Genomic DNA, 22,107 nt, shown 5'->3' with positions numbered 1-22,107 from the left:
AAAGGTGGGGCTTTGTTCATTGTTAGCAATCACTTATCAATTTTCTTCATCATTGTTTTTATCGTGTTTAGCCACTAACCGGCGCTGATTAAAGTCAATTAAATCACTCAAAATACGTGCACTTTCGTGTAATCTAAAATCCACATATAACTCATCCTCATCTTCCTCATCGGTCTCTTCCTGAAGTGTTTCGACTTCTTCTTTATCATTCGGTGAGTCGATCAGTTGCGCATCTTTTTCAGCTATTTTTTGAGTCGCTTTATCACTGCTTTCTTTTTCAGCATCAACAATGAGGTCTTCTGCGGAGTCCACAAGCACCGTAATCTCTCCCAATAAAGGATTGGGCTCAGTGGCTTCTAACATGGCTTTTCGTTTGACTTTGCGTGCTTCTTTACGCTGCTCGCGCTCTTTCACTTTTTGTTGCCGAGTTTCAGCAGATAATGACACGGTCAAATCATCTTTCTCTGCTTGATATAACTGATTTTCTTTTTCCAAAAAGTCAAATTCGAAATTAACTTTTGAACGCTCATTAAAACGCTGTTTCAAGTAAACAATTTCATCGGACAAGTCCGCATACAAATTGTAATCACTGGGCGCGATGCTGCTCCATGGTAACGCATTTTCATACTCTGACTCACCATATTTATCGGAGCCGGGAGACGCCGGAAACTCAATATCGGGAATAACACCACGATTCTGCGTACTACCGCCGTTGATGCGGAAAAACTGACCCATGGTCATTTTTAATTGGCCCAATTCTTCTTCGTTGTCCTCAATATAATCCGCTAATTTCATGACATTTTGGATGGTGCCTTTACCGTAAGTCTGATTACCAACCACCACAGCTCTGCCGTAATCCTGCATGGCGGCGGCAAAAATTTCAGAGGCAGACGCCGAAAAGCGATTGACCATCACCATCATGGGGCCTTCCCACTCAATTCTTGGATCGACATCTTTTTTAACATCTTTTTTACCGCTGTAGGTTTTGGTTTGCACCACCGGGCCGCGTTCAATAAACAGACCCGATAAATTAATGGCCTCATAGAGTGAACCACCTCCATTGTTGCGTAAATCCACAACCACACCTTGAACCTCTTCTTTTTTGAAGGTTTCTAATATTTTTTTCACATCTTTGGTGGTGCTTCGATAATCACTGTCACCGGCTCTCAAAGCAGCAAAATCCAAATAGAAAGTCGGTAAATCAATCACTCCGATTTTATGTTGCGCACCACCTTCCTTAATTTCTAAGATTTTATACTGGGCCGCTTGTTGTTCCAGCTTGACCTTATCCCGAACAATTCTGATGATTGTCGGCGGCGTATCAGGACCATCATCTTCACCGATGACACGCATGCGAACAGTGCTGCCTTTTTCACCACGTATCAGTTGTACCACATCTTCAATGCCCCAACCCACCACATCTTCAAAGGTACCTTCACTGCCTTGGCCGACAGCTAAAATTTTATCACCTTTTTTTAATGTGCCTTCCAAATCAGCCGGACCACCTTTAACAATGGTGTTTATTTGCGTGTACTCACCATCATTCATCAACACCGCGCCAATACCTTCTAAAGACAAGCTCATATTCATGTCAAAATTTTCAGAAGTAATCGGTGACATATAGCCGGTATGCGGCTCCACTAAACTTAAATAGGCATTAATGAAATATTGAAACACATCGTCACTTTTTAGATCATTAACGCGTTTAGCCATGACCTTATAGCGCTTTGTCAAAGTTTTCTTAATATCATCTGTCTCTTTGTCTAACAACTGTAAAGACAGGTAGTCGTTTTTAACTTTTTTACGCCAGATTTCATCCAGTTCTTTTTCCGTCATGGCCCATTCAGCCTTTTTACGGTCCCATTGATATGATTCATCTTCACTGAAATCAAACGTGCTTTCCAACAGCGACAAAGAATGATTCTTGCGGGTTTCCACACGTTTTTTGAATAAATTAAAGATTTCAAAAGCAGGTTTTAAGTCGCCGGCTTTGATAAAATCATCCATTTGATTTCGCCAACGGTCAAAATTGACAATATCCGTACTTAAGAAATACATTTTATTGGGGTCTAAAACCGCAATATACTCATCTAATATTTTGCCTGATAATTCATCATTCAGCTCCTTACTCTGATAATGCAGCTCATCAACCAAAGTAACCAGTAAACGACTTTCTTGTTCGTGTTTAATTTCCGGATTGAGTGGCTTATCAGCTACCAAAGCTGAAGCTGAAACCAGCCAGGTCGTTAACAAAAGAGTTAACAGCAATCGTGTATATGTTGGTTTAATCATTATAATCTCTCTTCAAAAAGCGAAGTTTTGTCGGTGGTCAAAAGGACAGTTGAACTTTTTAGATCAAATACTGCCTGATAGAACATGTAAATCATATAGACCAATTAATGGCAATACAAGTTTCACGTTATTTTGATTCTGTTCGTTAGAATACCAAAAACAATGGCTTGTCACTGTGAATGGTTTTATATTTTTGTATAATGCTTGATTAAAATTACACTGAGCTCAATATGGCTCACTTCTTTTAATCATAACCAAATTTAAAAATCGGAGAAACGAATGAAAAAAATCGCCCTCACTTTTGCTTTAACTTCAGGTCTGGTTGGTAGTTTAATCAGCACCACCGGTTTGGCACAGTTAGACAATGAAAACAGCCAAATTAATTACAAAATCGGTTCTGACGTCGGACAATACATGAATAAGTCTGAAATGGAATTCGACAAACAAGCTTTTATTACCGGTTTAGAAGACGGTTTAGCGGGACGTGATTTGCGATTAAGTGACGAAGAGCTGGCTAAAGTTCAAACCGTCATCCGTGAAAAACAACAAAAGCTGGCGCAAGAACGCCAACAAGAAATGATGGCTGAAATGGAAGCGCAAAAAGTTGCCAATAAAAAAGAAGGCGATGAGTTTCGTGCAAAAAAAGCCAATGAAAAAGGGGTTAAAACCACTGATTCAGGTTTAATGTATGAAGTCATTGAAGCCGGCAACGGTGATAAGCCTGAGAGTGAAAATGCCACTGTGGTGGTTCATTACACCGGTACTTTATTGGATGGCACTAAATTCGATAGTTCCGTTGATCGTGGTCAACCGGCCACTTTTGCATTAAATCAAGTTATTGCCGGTTGGACTGAAGGCCTGCAATTAATGAAAAAAGGTGCTAAATACCGTTTTTATATCCCACCTGAATTGGCCTATGGTTCTGACGCCCGCCCAGGCAGTCCGATTGGCCCCAATAGTACGCTGATTTTTGATGTTGAGCTCATTGATATCAATCCACAAGCGGACAAACCAAAAGCAGAATAAATCTTATTTATTCGATAAAAAGCCCTGATAAGATGCAGGGCTTTTTTATGCCTGATCATTTTATGGTGACAGCTTTGTCAACATATGGGACTTTTGGCACTGGTAAACACCCTGTTCAGTCCCCACACTATACATCATCAAAAACTTATTATTAATTATGCATACATTACACAACATAAAGAAATGGTCCGGCCTTTTGGCTTTGGGCTTAACACTCAGTTTTGGTTTACAAGCCAAAGATTCACCACAATCTAAAACAACCACTGAAAACAATACCTTATTGGCGGAATGGAGCGGCCCTTATGGCGGTGTTCCGGCTTTTGATAAAATGAAGTTAGAAGACGTCATACCGGCTTTTGAAGTGGCCATGACAGAAAATTTAGCCGATTACGACAAAATTGCCAATAACAATGAGCCGGCAACCTTTGAAAACACCATCGTGGCGATGGAAAAAGCCGGTGAAAAACTCAACCGTGCCGGGGTTTACTTCGGTATCTGGGGCGCAAACCTGTCTAGTCCCGAAGTTCGCAAATTACAAATGGAATTGGCACCGAAATTTTCCGAGATGCGTTCTAAAATTTCTCAAAACAAAAAATTATTCGCCCGCATTAAGAACGTTTACGAAGACAGTCTTAAAACGCCACTTGAGTCTGATCAGCAGCGCTTAGTTAAAACCACCTATGAATCCTTTGCCATGAACGGTGCTGATTTATCGCCGGAAAAACAAAAGCGCTATGCTGAAATCAACAAAGAACTGTCAAGCATGTACACGCAGTTTGCCAATAACGTACTACATGACGAAGAAGGTTACATTACCTATCTAAACAAAGATCAGTTGGGCGGCTTGCCGGATTCTTTTATTAAGTCGGCAGCGAAAGTCGCAGAAAATAACGGCAAAGAAGGTCAGTATGCTGTTACCAATACCCGTTCTTCCATGGATCCTTTTTTAACTTACTCTACCGAACGCGAGCTGCGCAAACAAGTTTGGAACAACTACTATTCTCGCGGTGATAATGGCGATGAATATGATAACAATGATTTAATCAAACAAATCCTTAAACTGCGTCGTGAACGGGTTGAACTTCTGGGTCATGAAAATTATGCCGAGTGGCGTTTACAAAACCGCATGGCAAAAACTCCTGAAAATGCCATGAATTTAATGGAGGCTGTTTGGCCGGCTGCCATTGCCCGTGTTAAAGAGGAAGTGGCCGACATGCAAGCCGTGGCTGATAGCTTAGGCGACGAGATTACCATTAAGCCGTGGGACTATCGTTATTATGCAGAAAAAGTACGCATGGATAAATATGCGCTTGACTCCAATGAGGTGAAACAATACCTGCAATTAGACAATTTACGAGAAGCCATGTTTTATGTGGCCGGCAAGTTGTTTAATTTTGATTTCAAACCGGTTAAAGAAGGTACCGTTCCGGTATTTCATGAAGATGTCAAGGTTTGGGAAGTCAACGATAAAACCACCGGTGAGTTGGTTGGTTTATGGTATTTAGACCCTTTCGCGCGCCCCGGCAAACGCTCAGGCGCTTGGGCAACCTCCTACCGTTCACATTCCACCTTTGACGGACCAAAAAATGTATTGTCATCGAATAATTCTAACTTTATCAAACCGGCACCCGGTGAATCGGTATTGGTTTCATGGGATGATGCCACCACGTTTTTCCATGAATTTGGTCATGCCTTACATTTCTTATCCTCCAATGTGCGGTACCCAAGCTTAAACGGTGGTGTCCGCGATTACACCGAATTTCAGTCACAACTATTGGAACGCTGGTTATCTACCGATGAAGTTATTAATAAATACTTAAAACACCACGAAACCGGTGAGGTGATTCCGGATGAATTGATTGCTAAAATCAAAAAAGCCAGCACTTTTAATCAGGGTTTTGCCACCACCGAATACCTGGCCTCAGCCTTAATGGACATGAAGTTACATTTAGCTGACCCTGACACCTTAGATGTCGATAAGTTTGAACGAGAAACCTTAAGTGCTTTGGGTATGCCCGATGAATTGGTGATGCGCCATCGTACACCGCACTTTGGTCACGTTTTCTCAGGCGAGGGTTATGCCACCGCTTATTATGGTTATATGTGGGCCGATGTGCTTACCGCCGATGCCGCTGAAGCATTTCAAGAAGCACCCGGTGGTTTTTATGATGAAGAAATGGCCGCTAAATTGGTTAACTATCTGTTCGCACCGCGTAATGCCATGGATCCGGCTGAAGCCTACCGCAAGTTCCGTGGCCGTGATGCTAAGATTGATGCTTTAATGCGTGATCGTGGATTTGCTGAACCCAAAGAAAGCACCGAAAAAGATAAAAAAGCCGATTAACCAAAATTTGTTTTTAAGATCCTTAAAAGCCCCAATTTTTTGGGGCTTTTTTGATTAATTATGACGCACCATGACAATTGTCAAAATCAAGTGTATTATTATTTTTTAAAATACGTTTTTAACCAAGAGAAACGTAATGAGAAAATTATTCACTGTTTTATTAGTAATGGCCGCGGCGCAAGCCATGGCAGTAGAAAAAGGCGATTGGCTGCTTCATATGCGTGCCATCAATATTAATCCTAACGATGACAGCAGTGCCATCCGTGTCGATGGTGTCGCAGTTCCCGGTACCGGTGTCACTGTGGATGACAACTACTCCTTAGATATCTCCATCGGCTACATGATGACAGATAACTGGGCCATTGAATTATTGGCAGACTTAAGCTCGAAACACACGGTTTCTGCTAATGGCTTAGGCGCTTTAGGGGTTCCAGACGGTACTGATGTGGTTGATACCAATGTCTTACCACCCACCGTATTTTTACAGTACCAATTCCGCCCGACTGCTAAAGTCAGACCATATATGGGTGTCGGCATTAACTATACACACTTTTTTAATGATGATTTAAGTGCGGCTGCGCAACAAGTATTGGGTGCTGATAACCTGGATTTGGATAATTCCTTCGGCTGGGGCGCTCAATTCGGTATCGACTGGGAATTGAGTAACAATTGGTCTTTTAATGTCGATGTCAAGTACATTGATATTGATACCGAAGCCACCTTTGACACCGCTTTAGGCAAAGCCTCTGTCGATGTCGATATTAACCCCACTGTTATTGGTATTGGTTTTGGTAAAACCTTTTAAAAACCAATATCTTTGTGCCCCAAAAAGCCGGTTTTATACCGGCTTTTTTTGTGTCCTAAACGATTCCCATCTCATCAATCAGGTATGGTGTAATTTCCTCGATTCATTAAATCAATACCACACTCTAAATCACTCACCCAATCTAAAAACGTTTCGACATGCTCGCCTTTAAAGGCTTTACCATGCTGTGGCACAATCATATCAACATCCAAATCACGCACCATTCTCGCCCATAAGCCGGTGACTTTCCCGGAAACCATATAGCGCTTATGGAAACCGGCCATTTTTGGAATATGGCTATCAAAGTCCTCAACAAAAGCACTGCCAACATGATCATCAATGGAAGCACCCATATCACCTGAAAATAAAATTTTACTGGTGGGGTCATAAATCTGGAAATTACCAACAGAATGTAAAAAATGGGCCGGTAAAATAATCAATTCAGCCTCTCCCAATAAAACGCGTTTACCGGCATCCGGAATGGCATCTATCTGATTGGCAAAGCTACCCATCTGTTTATCCACATTTGCTGCCACTAAATGCGGTAAAAAGCGACTCCATAATTGCGACACCAATACCCGGCATCCGGTGTTAACAATCCATCGATCAATGGCCGCGATAATATCAGGGTCTTGGTGTGAAGCAAAAATATAATCCAGCTCTCGCAAGCGAATATGTCGAGACAAGGCGATGGTCAGCGGTATATAGGTTAAATCACCACCCGGATCCAGGAGCATTGAATGTTGCCCGCTGCGAATTAAAAATTGGTTTGATTGAACACCGTGACCTTCCACCAAGTCATTAAACATCAAACATTCATGTGTACCACTACGAAACAATACCTCTGCCTTACCGGACATAGTCAATCTCTATTAAACAAAACCGGCATTGTAAAACCGGCTGAGATTAGAAGTTTTGACTTTTATCAACTATCCGTTTGTCATCGGTGTCTTCTTCAATAATTAAACTCATGACTTTCCAATCGCTTTTCAGTTTCTCATAATCACGCTCACCGGTAAAAACTTTCAGCTCAATACCATCCGGCGCGATACCAAACAAAGGAATGGCATTATCACCATGCTTCGCCAAATAGGCTTCAATATCAAACTCATCGGTTAACAACGTAGTTTTAATTTGTGCACCACGAGAAATATAGCTGGCTAAGTTTGCAAAGGTTACTTGACGCGAAAACAAGGTTTGCGCTTTTCCACCTTTTGAGGTGGTGTGTTTGCGTTCATCTTTTTGCTTTTCTTCATTGGTGATAACGTAGATATTAGCCGCACCAAATTCCGATTTATATCGGGTGGCGGCCAATAAATTCAATTCTCGGTTCATTGATATGGCCAGCATTCGGCCGACGCCAATCAAATCTAATTGTTGATCAGCATGCTCGGAGACCACATTGCCCCAATAAGACTTAATGTCCCGCATCCGGGCTTCTTTAATATAGCGCCAGTGGGAATCCGTAATCATACAATCAAAACCTTGTTTATTCAGCGCTTCAGCAATCGCTAAAGCCACCGGATTACCACCAACAATTAAAATTCCTTTACTTTCAGGACTGGCCACGCCCAAACGTTTTGATAACCAGCCGGCGGTTGCTGACTGAAACACAACCGTACCAATAATAACCATAAAAGTCAGTGACACCAACAATGGTGCTTCTGCATAACCTTCTTGTTCAAGTCGCAAAGCAAATAAAGCCGAAACTGCAGCAGCCACAATACCGCGCGGTGCAATCCACGACAACATCACCCGTTCTTTCCAGTTTAAATCAGATCCCCAAGTACAGACAGCAATTTTTAAAGGTCGCACCACAAACTGAATAATCAAAAACAACACCAACGACAACCAACCGATTTCAATTAACGGTTCAATGTCCATGCGTGCCGCCAAAATAATGAACAAGCCGGCAATCAGTAACAAAGTTAAACTTTCTTTAAAGTTTAAAATATCCTCAATCGCAACATTCTTACTGTTGGCTAGCCACATACCCATCACCGTCACGGTTAATAAGCCCGATTCGTGTGCCAGAACATCAGAAACAGCAAAAACACCAAATACCAAGGTTAATGTAAACACATTATGCAGATAATCAGGCACCCAATGTCGGCGCAAAATTTGTGCCATGAGCTCACCGGCTAAACCACCAAGAATGACACCAACCATGATGATCCAGCCAAAATCAAACAACACACCCAGCAAACCTTCGGCACCTTTTTGAGAGGAAATAATAAAGTTAAACACCAACACCGCCAGTAAAGCGCCCAACGGATCAATGACGATGCCTTCCCAGCGCAGTACATTGGCAATGCGTTTATCTAAATTTAAAATCCGCAGCATCGGCACAATCACTGTCGGCCCGGTCACCACCACCAAGGAACCAAACAGCAAAGATAACAACCAGTCTAAATCAAGCAATAAGTGCGTTGCCACTGCAATGACCAACCAAGTGACAATCATACCGATGGTCACCATGCGCCTAACCACTGTTTCAAGCCCACGAATCTGACTAAAATTTAAGGTTAAAGCACCCTCAAATAGAATCACCGCCACCGACAGTGACACAATGGTAAATAACAGATCACCAAATATCAGATCCGGCTTGAGCCAACCGGTCACCGGCGCACCTAAAACAATACCAATCAGCAACAGAAACAATATCGAAGGCAGCTTTAACCACCAGGATAGCCAATGCGCTAAAGAACCTAAAACACCAATGGCGGCAATTGCAATCAATAAATAGTTATCCATCAGCTAACATCCTTTTGAGCGGCTTTTTTCATGGCATTTAATTTTTTCGAATAACGTGATTGCACAATATCAGTCAATACCAACACCACAATCACAAAATAGAAGGTGGCTTTATTCATCTGCACAATCTCATGATCAAAGAATTTCAAATGGGCAATGTGGCCACCTTCGGTCAATAACATCACCCCGACAATTAACAAAATAAATAAACCCAGAACCTCAAACATTCGGTTACGCTGTAAGAAGTCAGCAATGGTATCCGCCAACCACACCATCAGCAAAGCGCCGATTAAAATCGCAGTGGCCATCACAATATAATTATCGGTGAGGGCCATGGCGCTTAAAATCGAGTCAAAGGAAAACACCACATTCATGGTGACAATCAGAATCAGGGCTTTGGCAAAAGAGGATTGTGGCTTGTCTTTTTCCTGCATGTGTTCTTCCATATAAAGCATGTGCAAAATTTCTTTGGTGGCCGTATAAATAATAAAAATTCCACCCAAAAGCACCACCACTGCCCTGAGATTAAAAGTCCCCTCAACCACCCCTTGCCAGCCGATTGAAAACAAAGGCTCAGTAAAATAACTGAGAATTTTGAGCAATAAAAACAACAACACCAAACGGAAAACCACTGCAAGCCAAATACCGGTCTTACGCAGTTTGGATTGTCGTGTCACTTCAACCCGTTTGGACTCAATAATAATATAAAGTAAATTATCAAACCCCAAAACTGCTTGCAACATGATTAACATGCCCAAGGTCAATAAATTATCAATGGTCAATAAGCCTTCCATATCCTGTCCTCTTAATCTTGTTAAAAACGAAATTCATTTCAAGACCAATATTGTATAGAACCTCTGAGTCATAAGCAGACATTTTTTTATTTTTATCAAAACACAAAAAAAAGCCGCACCCAATATGAGTAACGGCTTTGAAATTAATTGTTAATTACTTAGTAACTATACGACCAATTTAAAGCAAATGTTCGTCCTCGGCCTTGGAAGTCAAATAAATAGGGTGGTCCGTAGGATGCATAAAACATACCCGCACGCTGGCCCCAAATGGTTGAGTAGCTGTTATCCAATAGGTTTTCAATACCCAATGTAAAACGACCAAACCCTGTGTTTTTTGACGCCACTAAATCAAACGTTGTCTGACCATTTATGTCGCGACCGGCTGAATCTTTTAAATCAAAAGCGCGATTTCCTTGTATTCGTACTTCATGACTATTGTCCGACCATCCGGCAAAAGCCGTTAATGATGACACTGAAGCATATCGGGCATCTTGTCGTTTCCACTCATCATTGGCATTCTTTTGATCTGAACGCACCCAATGCATGGTACCACCATATTCAAAACCATGATCAGCATAGTAGTTAAAAGCCCCTTCTAATCCAAAATCACGCTTATCCTCATCCACCACTATCACTGCTAAATCATCGGTATTTTCAACCGCTTTATCGGACCAAGCATAATACAAAGCCCATTGGGTTGAGATGCGATCATTCATATAGCGCCAGCCTAATTCAGCCTGATCGGTTTTAATCGCGGTTAAGGGATTATCATTGACATTAATGTCCGGTGATTTACCATAATATTTGGCCGGATCGGGTAATTCAAAACCTTGTGAAAAACGCAGCCAGGTTTGATGACGTCCAAAATCATATAAACCACTGAGGTTTATTAAAGTGGAATCATAATCATTACTGCCACCGGGCACCAACTCACCGATTCGAGTTTCGTCAAAACCGGAATAACCATATTTAATAAAATCATTCACTGAGACATCAGTGTGCTGATAACGCAAACCTCCGGTCAATTTAAAGGCATCGGTGATTTGCCAATCACTTTGCACATAGCCTGCCAGACCATCGACATCATAGGTCGGGTAACGATCTTCTATGTTGTTTTGACGTTGCACTAAACCACCGCTGGCATCACTTTGTCGAAAATCAAAAAACATCTGGTTGGCATTAAATTGCTCCCGTTCAAAATCCAGCCCATAACTGATTCTAAACCGGTCATTGATGCGTTTATCAAACAATGCTTTGAGACCTGTTTGACGTGTATTTTGCTCAGATGCGGCGAATTGAATGGCAAAACGTTGTTCCGCTGCCAATAAAAAGGGATATGGAAAAGCATGAAAGGCCGATGATTCATTGCGATAAAAAGCCTGCAGGTAAAAATCCTGATTCCATAGATTACTGTTATGGTATTGGATATTAAATAATTCACGGTCTGTCGCCGGCTCCCGATCTGAATCAAAACCATCACGAATTTCAGCACCATTCAAATTAGCCACAGGGTTATCGGCAATGCCGGGAAAGAAAACATCACGATCTCCTTTAAATCCTGAGCGATAAAATTGGCCGCCAAAATCCAAGGTCTGAGTCTCTGTCAGATTAACACGTAAACGACCCAACACATCAACCATGCGATTGTCCTGTAAATCTGTTTGCGTAATATCAGGGAATATTTCGTTACCACTGCCGTCATAAAAACGGTCGTTGTCGGTGACCGAAATACCCAGCCTTGCTTGGGCATTTTCATTACCACCACTGATTGATTGCGCCAATTGTTTTTGTAAATCATCGCTGCTGTTAAAGCCGGATTTTAATTGTGCTTGTGTTTCAAAACTTAAATCCCCGCCATCACCTGACTTAGTAATAATATTAATAATGCCACCGGTGGCGCTGCCGCCATATAAACTACTGGCACCGGATAACACTTCAATGCGGGCGATATTAAATAAGTCGATGGCATCAAATTGTCGCGATAAACCGCGAGAGCCATTCATGGAAACACCATCAATCAATACTTGCACACTTCTGCCGCGTAAATTTTGACCAAAATTGGTGCGGCCTTGAGGCGCTAAATCCAAACCCGGTACCAGACGGCCCAAAGCGGTTTTTAAATCAGCGCCAGAATCCGCTTGCTGTTGGATTTCAGCGGTATCAATAACCCAAACAGTACCCGGAATTTGGCTGATTTCTGTGGGTGTTCTGGAGCCGATAACCACCATTTCATCCATGGCCATGTTTTCGGACGTGTTGTTTTCAGTTTGTGCTTTTACATCTGCCATAAAAAGACAGGTCGTTGCTAACAAAATATGGACACTAAAATATTTTATATTCATCATTATAATTTCTTTTTTTGAGTCATGTGAGAACTGTTCGTTGAGAAACCCCGTTAGATAATGGGTGGACATTCACTCAAACAGAAGATAGATGCGAATTATAACGATAATGATTCCTATTTCAATGGTATTTTTATTTTATTAGCGCATTAAAATCACCCTAAAAGTCTTCTTAAATGATTGATAATGATTATCATTTGTCCTAATATACCGATTCTTCTTAGCCTTTATACAATCCATCTTTATGCCTGCTATCTTAACGACCATAGCCTTTTTACTACTGGCCGCGACACCGGGTATTGGTTATTTCAGCCAAAAGACAAGCCGAAAATGGCCCTTACGTTTACTCATTGTACTGTTATTCGCCACTTCTTTTTATCTCTTTAATTGGGCTAACGGATTTGAATATGCACTTTTTTTCAGCTTATTTTTAATCACGCTCCCTGCTTATCTATGGATATATGTAAACAGCACCCGTAAACCAGAAAAGTCCCCAAAACGCACACATCCTTACCAATCCACCGCTTCTGTTTGGTATAAACTTTTTATGGTTATTATGGCGGGTCCTTTGGCATTGGCGATGGCCATTATTCTGTCCGCTGCAATCACATACCTATTGCCGCTGTTAGCTTTGAATCGATTGGTTGTGATGATTATGTTGGTGCCTTTGTTGTGGGGCCTGATTGCCGTCTGGTTAACGGCCACTTCCCATTTGAGTCGAACCAGTGTTATTTTAATTAGTATCAGCTGTTTAAGTATTTGGGGGCTACAATGAACTTAAAGAAATCACTCACAACTTCAAAACATGTGGTTAAAAAATCACTGCGCAGTCATGCCTGGCTGGGTTTGTTTTTTTCGGTATTCCTCTATCTGGTTTGCTTAAGCGGCGCCCTGGTGGTGTTTTTTCAAGAAACAGAACGTTGGGAGCAGCCAACGGTTACCGAATCCGCCCAAGTTGATATTCAACAGTTAGAAACCGCCATCAATAATGCAATTAATCGCGCAATCAACAACCAGGAGACACTGCCTAAAACACTCTACTTTGCACCACCCTCGGACGTCATCCCGCGGGCACATGTCAGCAACCGCAGTGGCGGCTATTACCTGAATAAAGACGGCAGCCGTGGTGTTGATATGCACACACCTTGGACCGACATGCTCAGTGATTTGCATATTTATCTGCACCTGCCCAGCACCATCGGTATTATATTGGTGGGCTTGTTGGGGGCGATGATGCTGGGCCTGATGATCTCAGGTATTTTAGCCCACCCGGGCTTATTCAAAGATGCTTTTAAGTTGCGCTGGGGCGGTAGTCGTCAACTGGAACAAACCGATATTCACAACCGTTTAAGTGTCTGGAGCCTGCCTTTCTTTTTTATTGTCTGTTTAACCGGTGCTTACATCGGTTTATTTAGTATCACTGTTTTTGGTTATGATTTACTGGATAAAGACACCAGTTCTGGTGAGATTGTTGATACCATATTTCCGGCACAGCTTGATATAGAAAGACCAACCGAGCCTGTACAATTACAACCGATGATAAATCAGCTCAAAAATCAATATCCCGAAGCTGACTTAATGTTCGTAACCCTTAAAAACGGTGGCAGCACCGGACAATATATTGAAGTCAATTTACACATGCCGGAACGTTTAGTTTACTCAGAAGTATTTCGTTTCCACAACAACGGCGACTACATCGACTCCAAACACATGTCAGACGGCGACTGGGGTCGGCAAGTGGCTTATTCCAGTTATCGGCTGCATTTCGGACAATTCGGACCCTTTGCCATCAAAGTTCTTTACTTTTTCTTAGGCATTGCCATGACAATTATGGTGGCCACCGGTGTCAATCTCTGGTTTATTAAGCGACATCGTTTGAACCGCTGGTACGCACTATGGCAGGGCATTATCTGGGGCGCGCCCTTAAGCTTCAGTCTGGCTTTATTAACGTCAATCCTTTTCGGCACAACCGTGACCTTGAGCTTCTGGGTAAGCTACCTATTGATTGCCGCTTGGTTTTTTGTCGCTAACCCAAGCCACCCGCAACAGCAACAGCGCTTAATAAAATGGGTTAAATACCTGAGATTCGCCACGTTAGCCGTCATCATTGTCAGCGTCCTTAGCCATTTAATACACTACGATTATGCTTTACTGAGTTGGTTTAACGGTTTTAACCTGATTTTAATAGTGACCGCTGTTTTATTCGCCTTTCTCAAAAAACCGGTTAAAACAACCTTTAAGTCTTAATGTCTGTCCCGGAGTTTTATTTAACTTGGATTCAAGTAATAAGTGCAATTTAATTATGCAGCAAGTAAATCGACTTGCTGCCCCATAAATAATTCATTTGGTGATTTCCCACCTCTGGTTTTTCGTGGCCTGTTATTCAGGCGATCCATCACGTGTTCTATTTGTTTATCTGTGACTTGATTGAAGTCGGTTCCCTTTGGAAAATATTGCCTGATTAATCCATTGATGTTTTCATTGATACCACGTTCCCAGGAACTATACGGGTGGGCAAAATAAATATCAGCCTTTAGTCCCTCAGCTATCAATTCATGTGCTGCAAATTCCAAGCCGTTATCCAATGTGATTGTCAGTATTTGGTCAACCAAATGCACCATACCTTCAATGGCCACCTCTGCCAATAATGAGGCTTGTTTTCCGGTTAACCGGAAAATCATGGTGTACAAGGTCTTTCTTTCAACCAAGGTGAGTAAAGCGCTTTGACGACCTTTGCCAATGATTGTATCACCTTCCCAATCACCAACTCTGGTTTTCTTATCAACCACAGCTGGTCTATCGTCAATACTGACCCTGTTCTTGATTTTACCGCGTTTATCATAACTGCCGTAACGCCTGCGGTATTTTTTACTGGCAACCCTTAATTGCTTATATAAAGCACCTCCTGCTTTCTTGTCAGCATAAATAAGCTGGTATATCGTTTCATGATGCAATGAGACACCGTTGTTCTTTTTAAGATAAATGGTGATTTGTTCCGGGCTCAAGTCATGATACAGAAGTGTGATAATCCAATGTTTAACTTACTCTGTTATTTTAATGGCTTTATGGGCGTTCTTACGACGGTTTTCAGTCATTCGTTGGGCTTGCTTCGGCCGGTAATTCTTTTTGCCAGTATTGCGGGATATCTCACGAGAAATAGTCGAAGGTGATCGGCCAAGCTCTTTGGCTATAATCTTTTGCTTAAAACCCATTTTCTTTAGTCTGTAAACCTGATATCGTTCTAATTCGGTTAACTGTTTATAGCTCATATTGCATTTTCCTTTTGGTGAGAAAAATCAGTAACTATATTAGTTAACCGACCTTCTCAGGAAATTGCACTTATTATCCGAATTCAGGTAACTTTAAAGTTGACAAAGATAGCTTATGTAATACATACTTTGCATATGTAATATATTTATTGCATTTTTATTGAAAAGAGGTAAGCAATGAAAAAAGAAAGGGATATATTGAATAATATTTACATCCTTAGAGCTGAAAAACGTTGGACACAAAAATATATTGCGGAGCAAATTAACGTCACCAGACAAACGGTTCATTCACTTGAATCAAATAAATACAATCCATCTTTAAAACTGGCTTTTGAAATTGCTTTATTATTTAACAAAAAAATTGAAGAAATTTTTACTTATGAGAATAAAGGAGACAGCTAATGTTAAATCTATTTATTGTAATTTCCGTCATTTTATCTGCTTGGGGAGCAGGTAAGTACATTATCTTTTCTAAAGAGGAAGGCGTCGATGAAAGAGGGAAAGCCATTCTATCCCAAGCTTCACATACCACGATGAGTTTTTTATTCTTGGCTTATTCAATATTATGCTTAATCGTGGGGTTTTTAGATGTATCTGCTGAAGTTTTGAAAGTGATCATTGTGGTAACATTTTCCTTATTAATTTTAATTAACGCATTTTCAATAACTTATTTGAAAAAACATGCTTAACCCGTGGTGCATTTAGGAAATTTTTACCGGAATTTAATCAAATTTATGTAAGTTTTTGGCCAGAAAAGCTGATCTTTTAGATTAAAACACGCAAGATGACCATAAAAGTTGTTCATTTTTACGGCTTTTAACTGCTATCCGATGCCAAAAATAGCACAATTTACTCCAAATGCACCACGGGTATGCTTAAGTTAAAGCTACCTACCGTCCGGATGTGATCTAATATTTAATTAGCTTACTCAAAGGACGGGGTATCAACCTATTCTTAACAGTTTTAATGACTATAAATTTAAATTTACTAGACCCGCAATAATTTCAAACGCCTGTTTATTGACTATTGCCAGTCAAAAAAGCATACTGCTTTATTCTTAATACACCTGCACATTATGAACCAAGCCTCACCAATCCGTCATGATTGGACCCAAGAAGAAGTGGACACGTTGTTTTCGACGCCTTTCAATGACTTGATGTATCAAGCGCAACAAATCCACCGCCATTATTTCGACGCCAACGAGGTACAAATCAGCACCTTACTCAGTATTAAAACCGGTGCTTGTCCTGAAGATTGTAGTTATTGTCCACAGTCAGTACGGTATGACACGGGTGTCGAAAAAGAACCGCTTATGGCAGTTGATAGCGTTGTCGAACAAGCCGCGGCGGCGAAGCAACAAGGTGCCACCCGTTTTTGTATGGGCGCCGCCTGGCGTTCACCCAAGGACCGCGATTTAGATCAGGTGATTGATATGGTGAAAGGCGTGAAAGCCCTGGGCATGGAAACCTGTCTGACTTTGGGTATGTTGAATGAACAACAGTCCCAAAAACTGGCCAATGCCGGATTGGATTATTACAACCATAACATCGACAGCTCTGAATCTTTTTATGAAAAAATCATCACCACCCGAAAGTTTGAGATGCGCATGGATACCCTGAAGAACGTGCAGCAGTCGGGTATTAATGTCTGCTCCGGTGGCATTGTCGGTATGGGAGAAACACAACAGGACCGAGCCGGTATGCTGATGGCTTTGGCTAATTTGGACCAGCACCCGGGTAGCGTGCCGATTAATGCGTTGGTGCAAGTTAAAGGCACACCGCTGCATGGCATTGAAAAAATTGATGACTTGGATTTTGTGCGCACCATTGCGGTGGCGCGGATTATGATGCCAAAATCCATGGTGCGTTTGTCTGCCGGGCGGAATGAGATGTCTGAAGCCGTACAAGCGATGTGCTTCCTGGCCGGTGCCAATTCGATATTCTATGGCGAAAAATTACTCACTACTCAGAACCCGGAAGAAAACAAAGACATGGCTCTGTTCCAAAAACTCGGTATTAAACCCATGCCGAAACGTCACTAAGCGCTATGTCTCGACAATCTGAATTAAATCGCTTAAAAAAACAGAATTTGTTCCGTCGGCGGTCACTGAGAACCAGCCAAGCAGGTCGTTATGTCAGTATTAATGGTGAACAGTTACTTAACTTTAACAGCAATGATTATCTGGGATTGGCCAATCACCCGGAAGTGATTTTAGCGGCCCATGAAGCCGCCGTCAGGTTTGGCTTTGGCGCCACCGGCTCACCGCTGTTATCCGGTTACACATCGGTTCATCAGGAACTGGAATTTGCCCTGGCTGAATTTTTAGGATATCCACGCTGCTTGCTGTTCTCATCGGGTTATCTGGCCAATTTAGGCATTGCCGGTGCGTTACTAAATCGTCATGATTTATTTATCCAGGACAAACTTAACCACGCTTCTTTGCTTGATGCCGCTCAATTGGCCGGCGCTCAATTAAAGCGCTATCCACACTTAGCCCATGAAAAAGTCGAAAAGCATGGCCAAAGATTCCATGAAGAACACCCAAAAAATACCATTTTATGGGCCACTGAGGGTGTATTTAGTATGGATGGTGACAGTCCGGACTTATCCGCCACAGCCTTAAGTGCTGATATGTTTAATGCCTTATTATGGGTGGATGATGCTCATGGTATCGGCGTACTGGGTGACAAAGGTGGCGGGATAGTAGAACATCAAGGCTTAGGCCAGAGCCAGATACCACTTCTATCCGGCACCTTTGGCAAAGCCTTCGGTAGTGCCGGGGCTTTTGTGGTGGGTGATGATGAATTAATCGAAACCATTCTGCAAAAAGCCAGAAGCTATCGCTTTAATACCGCCATGCCGACACCGGTGTCCGCCGCCAGTTTAAAAGCCTTAGAACTGATTCAATCCGAACCCTGGCGACGTGAAAAATTACTGGAGTTAATCGAACGTTTACAGCAACAATGCCAGGAATACGGTATTGCCGATAGTCTCAGCGACAGTGAAACACCCATCCAACCGTTTATTCTCAACACGGAATCCGCCGCCTTAGAAACGGCTAATTATCTGAAGTCCCGAGGTATTTTCGCCGCCGCCATTCGACCACCCACGGTACCCAAAAACCAATCAAGATTGCGATTTACGCTCCATCACGCCTTAGAAATCGAAGACATCGATTTATTGGTGCAATGTTTAATTCGAAATTATTGACAAATTTAAAAATTATAATAATCTGAATCAATTTCTTTTATTGTAATGATATCCTTAGTACTAACCCCTAAATCAAACTTAATCATAAAATTTGCAAGCTTTGCACCATTGATTAAAATTATTTTGCGATCAATGGTTGCAACAAATTCATGTGCAGATTTAGGATAATCACTTGTTGTAATAAAAACACCTTTATTGGATCGTTTTGATAGAAGCGCACCTGCAAAATCTCTTATTTCTTTAATTGGAACTATCCCCTGCCATCGTTTAGCCTGAATATAAATCGTATCTAAGCCAAGGACGTCTTCTTTAATAAGTCCATCTATTCCTCCATCATTAGATTGGCCAACAGATTTACCAGCATCCTCAACGGTTCCTCCATACCCCATGGCCAACAATAAATCGACAACTAATTGCTCAAACTGATTAGGATCAATTTGAATAACTTGATCGATAATTTCTTTTGCTAATGCTTCATTAATTTCTTTATGCTGAAGACCAATAATTTCTTCTGGTGTTTTTTCTGCCAGATCTTTGTTAGAGACCTGATCACTCCCATCTCTTTCAGTATCTACTAAAGGAAAAAGCTTCTTTAATTTCTTATGACTTAATTTTTTATGATTATCAGACAATATAAATAAACCTTCTTGACTGATAACATTTTGACCTCGATTAGGAGATGTAATAAGACCGAACTTACGTAAATACGTGCATGCCCAGCCCACACGATTATCAATTAATTTAGCGCGACCACTTGGTATCAACTCTTTGCTTTCTTCTTCGGTAATATTAAATTTTAAAATTATATGATTGATAATATCTCTGGTTCTTTTTACATTCTTGTCTTCCAGAAAGCTTAAAATTGGTAACATTAGTGTTTCATAGTCAGGTATAGCCATTTGATTACCGTGCTTTAGATTTGTTTATTCTAAACAAATTCATTACATGAAGCTATCTTAAATATAAGCGACTCACACTGGATCTTATTAGGGCTTAACAGATATTTAAAAGTAATCCGCAGTTAACTCAAGACTTCACTTAATTAAGTTGATGAACCCTTTACAAATCTTCCGGTAATTGCCACTCATTACGCACAAAGTGACAGGTGTAGCCATCGGGATAGCGCTCTAAATAATCCTGGTGCTCGGGTTCCGCTTCCCAGAAGTCACCGGCAGGTACTAATTCTGTGACCACTTCATTGTTCCAGAAACCTGAATCATTGGCCTTTTCAATAACCTTTTCGGCAATCTCTTTTTGGTCATCCGAGGTATAGAAAATTGCCGAACGATAGCTTGCGCCGATGTCGTTACCTTGGCGATTTTCTGTGGTGGGGTCATGAATTTGAAAGAAAAACCGCAACATGTCTTTAAAGCTGGTCTTATCTCTATCAATAATAATTTCGATGGCTTCAGCGTGATTACCATGATTTCGATAGGTGGCGTTGGCCACTTCGCCACCACTGTAACCTACCCGTGTTGATACCACACCGGGTTGTTTTCTAAATAAATCCTGCATACCCCAAAAGCAGCCACCGGCTAAAATAATGCGTTCTTGTGTCATGGTCATATTCTCAAAAGTCCAAGACTTAATTTTGGGTGTTAATAATGAAATAATCAAGAGACAAATTTCAGTCTAAAGTGGTTTCCGATACAATGCTGGCCATTGAATACAACAGCGCCAGTTTATGAAAATAATTAAAACCCTTGGCCAGGGCCCGGTCATTAATATGCTGCATGGCTGGGGCATGCATGCCGGTATTTTTAGCACCTGGGCGACTCATTTATCAAATGACTTCACATTGAATCTCATTGATTTGCCGGGCCATGGTCAAAATCAAAATCAACACCTGCCTGACCAATCAAGTGATTTAGTGGCTGATTTTAAAGAATTACCTGCAGGCATTTGGCTCGGTTGGTCGATGGGCGGTTTAATTGCCCTCAATCAAGCCCTTCAGCAACCACAACAAGTCCATGCATTGGTGATGGTTTGCGCCACACCGTGTTTCCAGGCAAGCTCACACTGGCCACATGGTATGCCGGAAAAAACTGTGCAAGCCTTTCAAGCCGGTTTACAACAAGATGTTGAGGCCACCATTGACCGCTTTTTGACGTTGGAAGTCATGGGAGTACGCAATCAACAGCAACATTTAAAGCAATTAAAAGAAATTGTTTTTCAACAACCCCTACCGCAAAAAGCCTCGCTGATTAACGGCCTGAAATTATTACAGAACATGGACTTAAGTCAGGCATTGAAAAACCTTGAAATGCCCTCACTTTGGCTCAGTGGACGGCGCGACCGCATAGTTCACCCTGACGCCATGCGTCATGCCGCACAGTTGGCAAACGGTCAATTTCACTTATTCCGGGGCGGTCATGCGCCTTTTTTACAACACGCCGATGACATGTCGACAGTCATTCGAGAATTTTTATGAGTTTAGAGCACCACCAAATTAAAGCGGCTTTTAGTAAAGCAGCCAAACACTATGAAAAACACGCTGTTTTACAAAAAGAAGCCTTGGCGCGTCTTTTAGATCGTGTGGATTTTGATGCCTTTGAATCTCATCAAGCTTTTCTTCCTGAAACCATTCTTGATTTGGGTTGTGGCACCGGTTGGGCGATTGAACCTTTACTCAAACGCTTTCCCGACAGCACAATTATTGCCGCTGATTTCAGTGCTGATATGCTGCGACAAATTAAACCGCATAAACAAGTCGAAACCCGTCAAACCGATGCCCATGCCATTGATGTCCATGCCGGCAGTATCGATTTATTGTTTTCTAATCTGATGCTGCAGTGGTGCGATGAACAAACCGTCTTACGTGAAATTAAACGTGCCTTAAAACCCGGCGGTCTGGTACATCTCACCACCATGGGGCAACACACTTTGCATGAACTGCGCTATGCTTGGTCGCAGATTGATGACAAGCCGCATGTTAATCATTTTTTACCCGCCAATGAATTGGCTGATTTAGCCCTGCGTCAATCTTATGATGATGTTATTGCCGATTCAGAATTAATTACCATGACCTACGCTTCGGTAATTGATGTCATGAAGGACCTGAAAAATATTGGCGCTCATAATACCGATGACAAACGCAGTAAAGGCCTGACCTCACCACGCACATTAAAGGAATTGGCGAAACACTATGAACAGTTCCGCACCGATGACGGTCTTTATCCCGCCACCTTTGAACTGGTGTATTTACGGGCAAAAAAATCCGGTGAAGACAAAGGTCTGCCGCTACGCATTAAGGACTAATCCACATATTTTA

At 41.7% G+C, this 22,107-nt stretch carries 18 protein-coding genes and 1 pseudogene; 11 read left to right on the top strand and 8 right to left on the bottom strand.

The window, feature by feature from the left end:
* Window positions 1-36: 36 nt before the first annotated feature.
* Complete coding sequence (locus tag OS173_RS10005) at window positions 37-2,292, bottom strand: carboxy terminal-processing peptidase (RefSeq protein WP_267184142.1); 2,256 nt, start codon at window positions 2,290-2,292, stop codon at window positions 37-39.
* Window positions 2,293-2,571: 279 nt separating this feature from the next.
* Between OS173_RS10005 and OS173_RS10000 the strand changes: the two genes are divergently transcribed.
* From OS173_RS10000 to OS173_RS09990, 3 genes are all read left to right on the top strand, one after another.
* Window positions 2,572-3,318, top strand: a complete 747-nt coding sequence (locus OS173_RS10000) for an FKBP-type peptidyl-prolyl cis-trans isomerase (RefSeq protein WP_267184141.1) — start codon at window positions 2,572-2,574, stop codon at window positions 3,316-3,318.
* A gap of 157 nt (window positions 3,319-3,475) precedes the next feature.
* A complete protein-coding gene (locus OS173_RS09995; RefSeq protein ID WP_267184140.1) occupies window positions 3,476-5,662 on the top strand; it encodes a M3 family metallopeptidase in 2,187 nt (728 codons plus the stop codon).
* A 136-nt stretch (window positions 5,663-5,798) separates the two neighbouring features.
* On the top strand, window positions 5,799-6,467 hold the full coding sequence (locus tag OS173_RS09990; RefSeq protein ID WP_267184139.1) for an OmpW/AlkL family protein: 669 nt from the start codon (window positions 5,799-5,801) through the stop codon (window positions 6,465-6,467).
* Window positions 6,468-6,541: 74 nt separating this feature from the next.
* On the opposite strand, the gene OS173_RS09985 is transcribed toward OS173_RS09990, so the two are convergent.
* The 4 genes from OS173_RS09985 to OS173_RS09970 form a co-directional block, all read right to left on the bottom strand.
* Complete coding sequence (locus OS173_RS09985; protein ID WP_267184138.1) at window positions 6,542-7,327, bottom strand: oxygen-binding di-iron domain-containing protein; 786 nt, start codon at window positions 7,325-7,327, stop codon at window positions 6,542-6,544.
* A 46-nt stretch (window positions 7,328-7,373) separates the two neighbouring features.
* Entirely contained in the window at window positions 7,374-9,221 is a 1,848-nt protein-coding gene (locus OS173_RS09980; RefSeq protein WP_267184137.1) for a cation:proton antiporter, read from the bottom strand.
* Entirely contained in the window at window positions 9,221-10,015 is a 795-nt protein-coding gene (locus OS173_RS09975) for a TerC family protein (RefSeq protein ID WP_267184136.1), read from the bottom strand. The genes OS173_RS09980 and OS173_RS09975 overlap by 1 nt, the downstream gene beginning before the upstream one ends.
* Window positions 10,016-10,173: 158 nt before the next feature.
* Window positions 10,174-12,360 carry a TonB-dependent receptor gene (locus OS173_RS09970; RefSeq protein WP_267184135.1) on the bottom strand — a complete coding sequence of 729 codons (2,187 nt, stop codon included), beginning with the start codon at window positions 12,358-12,360 and terminating at the stop codon, window positions 10,174-10,176.
* Window positions 12,361-12,601: 241 nt separating this feature from the next.
* Here OS173_RS09970 and OS173_RS09965 point away from each other — a divergent pair, with 241 nt between their 5' ends.
* Window positions 12,602-13,132 carry a hypothetical protein gene (locus OS173_RS09965; protein ID WP_267184134.1) on the top strand — a complete coding sequence of 177 codons (531 nt, stop codon included), beginning with the start codon at window positions 12,602-12,604 and terminating at the stop codon, window positions 13,130-13,132.
* The gene (locus OS173_RS09960) at window positions 13,129-14,604 is read left to right on the top strand and encodes a PepSY-associated TM helix domain-containing protein (RefSeq protein WP_267184133.1); all 1,476 of its coding nucleotides are present in this window, start codon (window positions 13,129-13,131) and stop codon (window positions 14,602-14,604) included. The genes OS173_RS09965 and OS173_RS09960 overlap by 4 nt, the downstream gene beginning before the upstream one ends.
* Before the next feature lie 53 nt (window positions 14,605-14,657).
* On the opposite strand, the pseudogene OS173_RS09955 reads toward OS173_RS09960, so the two are convergent.
* Window positions 14,658-15,626: pseudogene (locus OS173_RS09955) on the bottom strand (IS30 family transposase).
* Between the two features lie 177 nt (window positions 15,627-15,803).
* Here OS173_RS09955 and OS173_RS09950 point away from each other — a divergent pair.
* The 4 genes from OS173_RS09950 (at window position 15,804) to OS173_RS09935 (ending at window position 18,836) form a co-directional block, all read left to right on the top strand.
* Entirely contained in the window at window positions 15,804-16,028 is a 225-nt protein-coding gene (locus OS173_RS09950; RefSeq protein ID WP_267184132.1) for a helix-turn-helix transcriptional regulator, read from the top strand.
* Complete coding sequence (locus OS173_RS09945; protein WP_267184131.1) at window positions 16,028-16,315, top strand: hypothetical protein; 288 nt, start codon at window positions 16,028-16,030, stop codon at window positions 16,313-16,315. The genes OS173_RS09950 and OS173_RS09945 overlap by 1 nt, the downstream gene beginning before the upstream one ends.
* A 386-nt stretch (window positions 16,316-16,701) precedes the next feature.
* The gene (gene bioB, locus OS173_RS09940) at window positions 16,702-17,667 is read left to right on the top strand and encodes a biotin synthase BioB (protein ID WP_267184130.1); all 966 of its coding nucleotides are present in this window, start codon (window positions 16,702-16,704) and stop codon (window positions 17,665-17,667) included.
* 5 nt (window positions 17,668-17,672) lie between these two features.
* Window positions 17,673-18,836 carry an aminotransferase class I/II-fold pyridoxal phosphate-dependent enzyme gene (locus tag OS173_RS09935; protein ID WP_267184129.1) on the top strand — a complete coding sequence of 388 codons (1,164 nt, stop codon included), beginning with the start codon at window positions 17,673-17,675 and terminating at the stop codon, window positions 18,834-18,836.
* 5 nt (window positions 18,837-18,841) lie between these two features.
* On the opposite strand, the gene OS173_RS09930 is transcribed toward OS173_RS09935, so the two are convergent.
* Both OS173_RS09930 and msrA read right to left on the bottom strand, forming a co-directional pair.
* Window positions 18,842-19,735: a restriction endonuclease gene (locus OS173_RS09930; protein ID WP_267184128.1), complete on the bottom strand. Its 894-nt coding sequence runs from the start codon at window positions 19,733-19,735 to the stop codon at window positions 18,842-18,844.
* 160 nt (window positions 19,736-19,895) lie between these two features.
* Window positions 19,896-20,396, bottom strand: coding sequence for a peptide-methionine (S)-S-oxide reductase MsrA (gene msrA / locus OS173_RS09925; RefSeq protein WP_267184203.1), 501 nt, complete (start codon window positions 20,394-20,396; stop codon window positions 19,896-19,898).
* Between the two features lie 124 nt (window positions 20,397-20,520).
* Between msrA and bioH the strand changes: the two genes are divergently transcribed.
* The gene (bioH, locus tag OS173_RS09920; protein WP_267184127.1) at window positions 20,521-21,267 is read left to right on the top strand and encodes a pimeloyl-ACP methyl ester esterase BioH; all 747 of its coding nucleotides are present in this window, start codon (window positions 20,521-20,523) and stop codon (window positions 21,265-21,267) included.
* Window positions 21,264-22,094, top strand: coding sequence for a malonyl-ACP O-methyltransferase BioC (gene bioC / locus OS173_RS09915; RefSeq protein ID WP_267184126.1), 831 nt, complete (start codon window positions 21,264-21,266; stop codon window positions 22,092-22,094). Before bioH ends, bioC begins: the two co-directional genes overlap by 4 nt.
* Window positions 22,095-22,107 lie beyond the last annotated feature (13 nt).

Source organism: Marinicella gelatinilytica, assembly GCF_026410405.1.
Classification (GTDB): Bacteria; Pseudomonadota; Gammaproteobacteria; order Xanthomonadales; family Marinicellaceae; genus Marinicella; species Marinicella gelatinilytica.
This window is presented reverse-complemented; position numbering and strand designations above follow the sequence as displayed.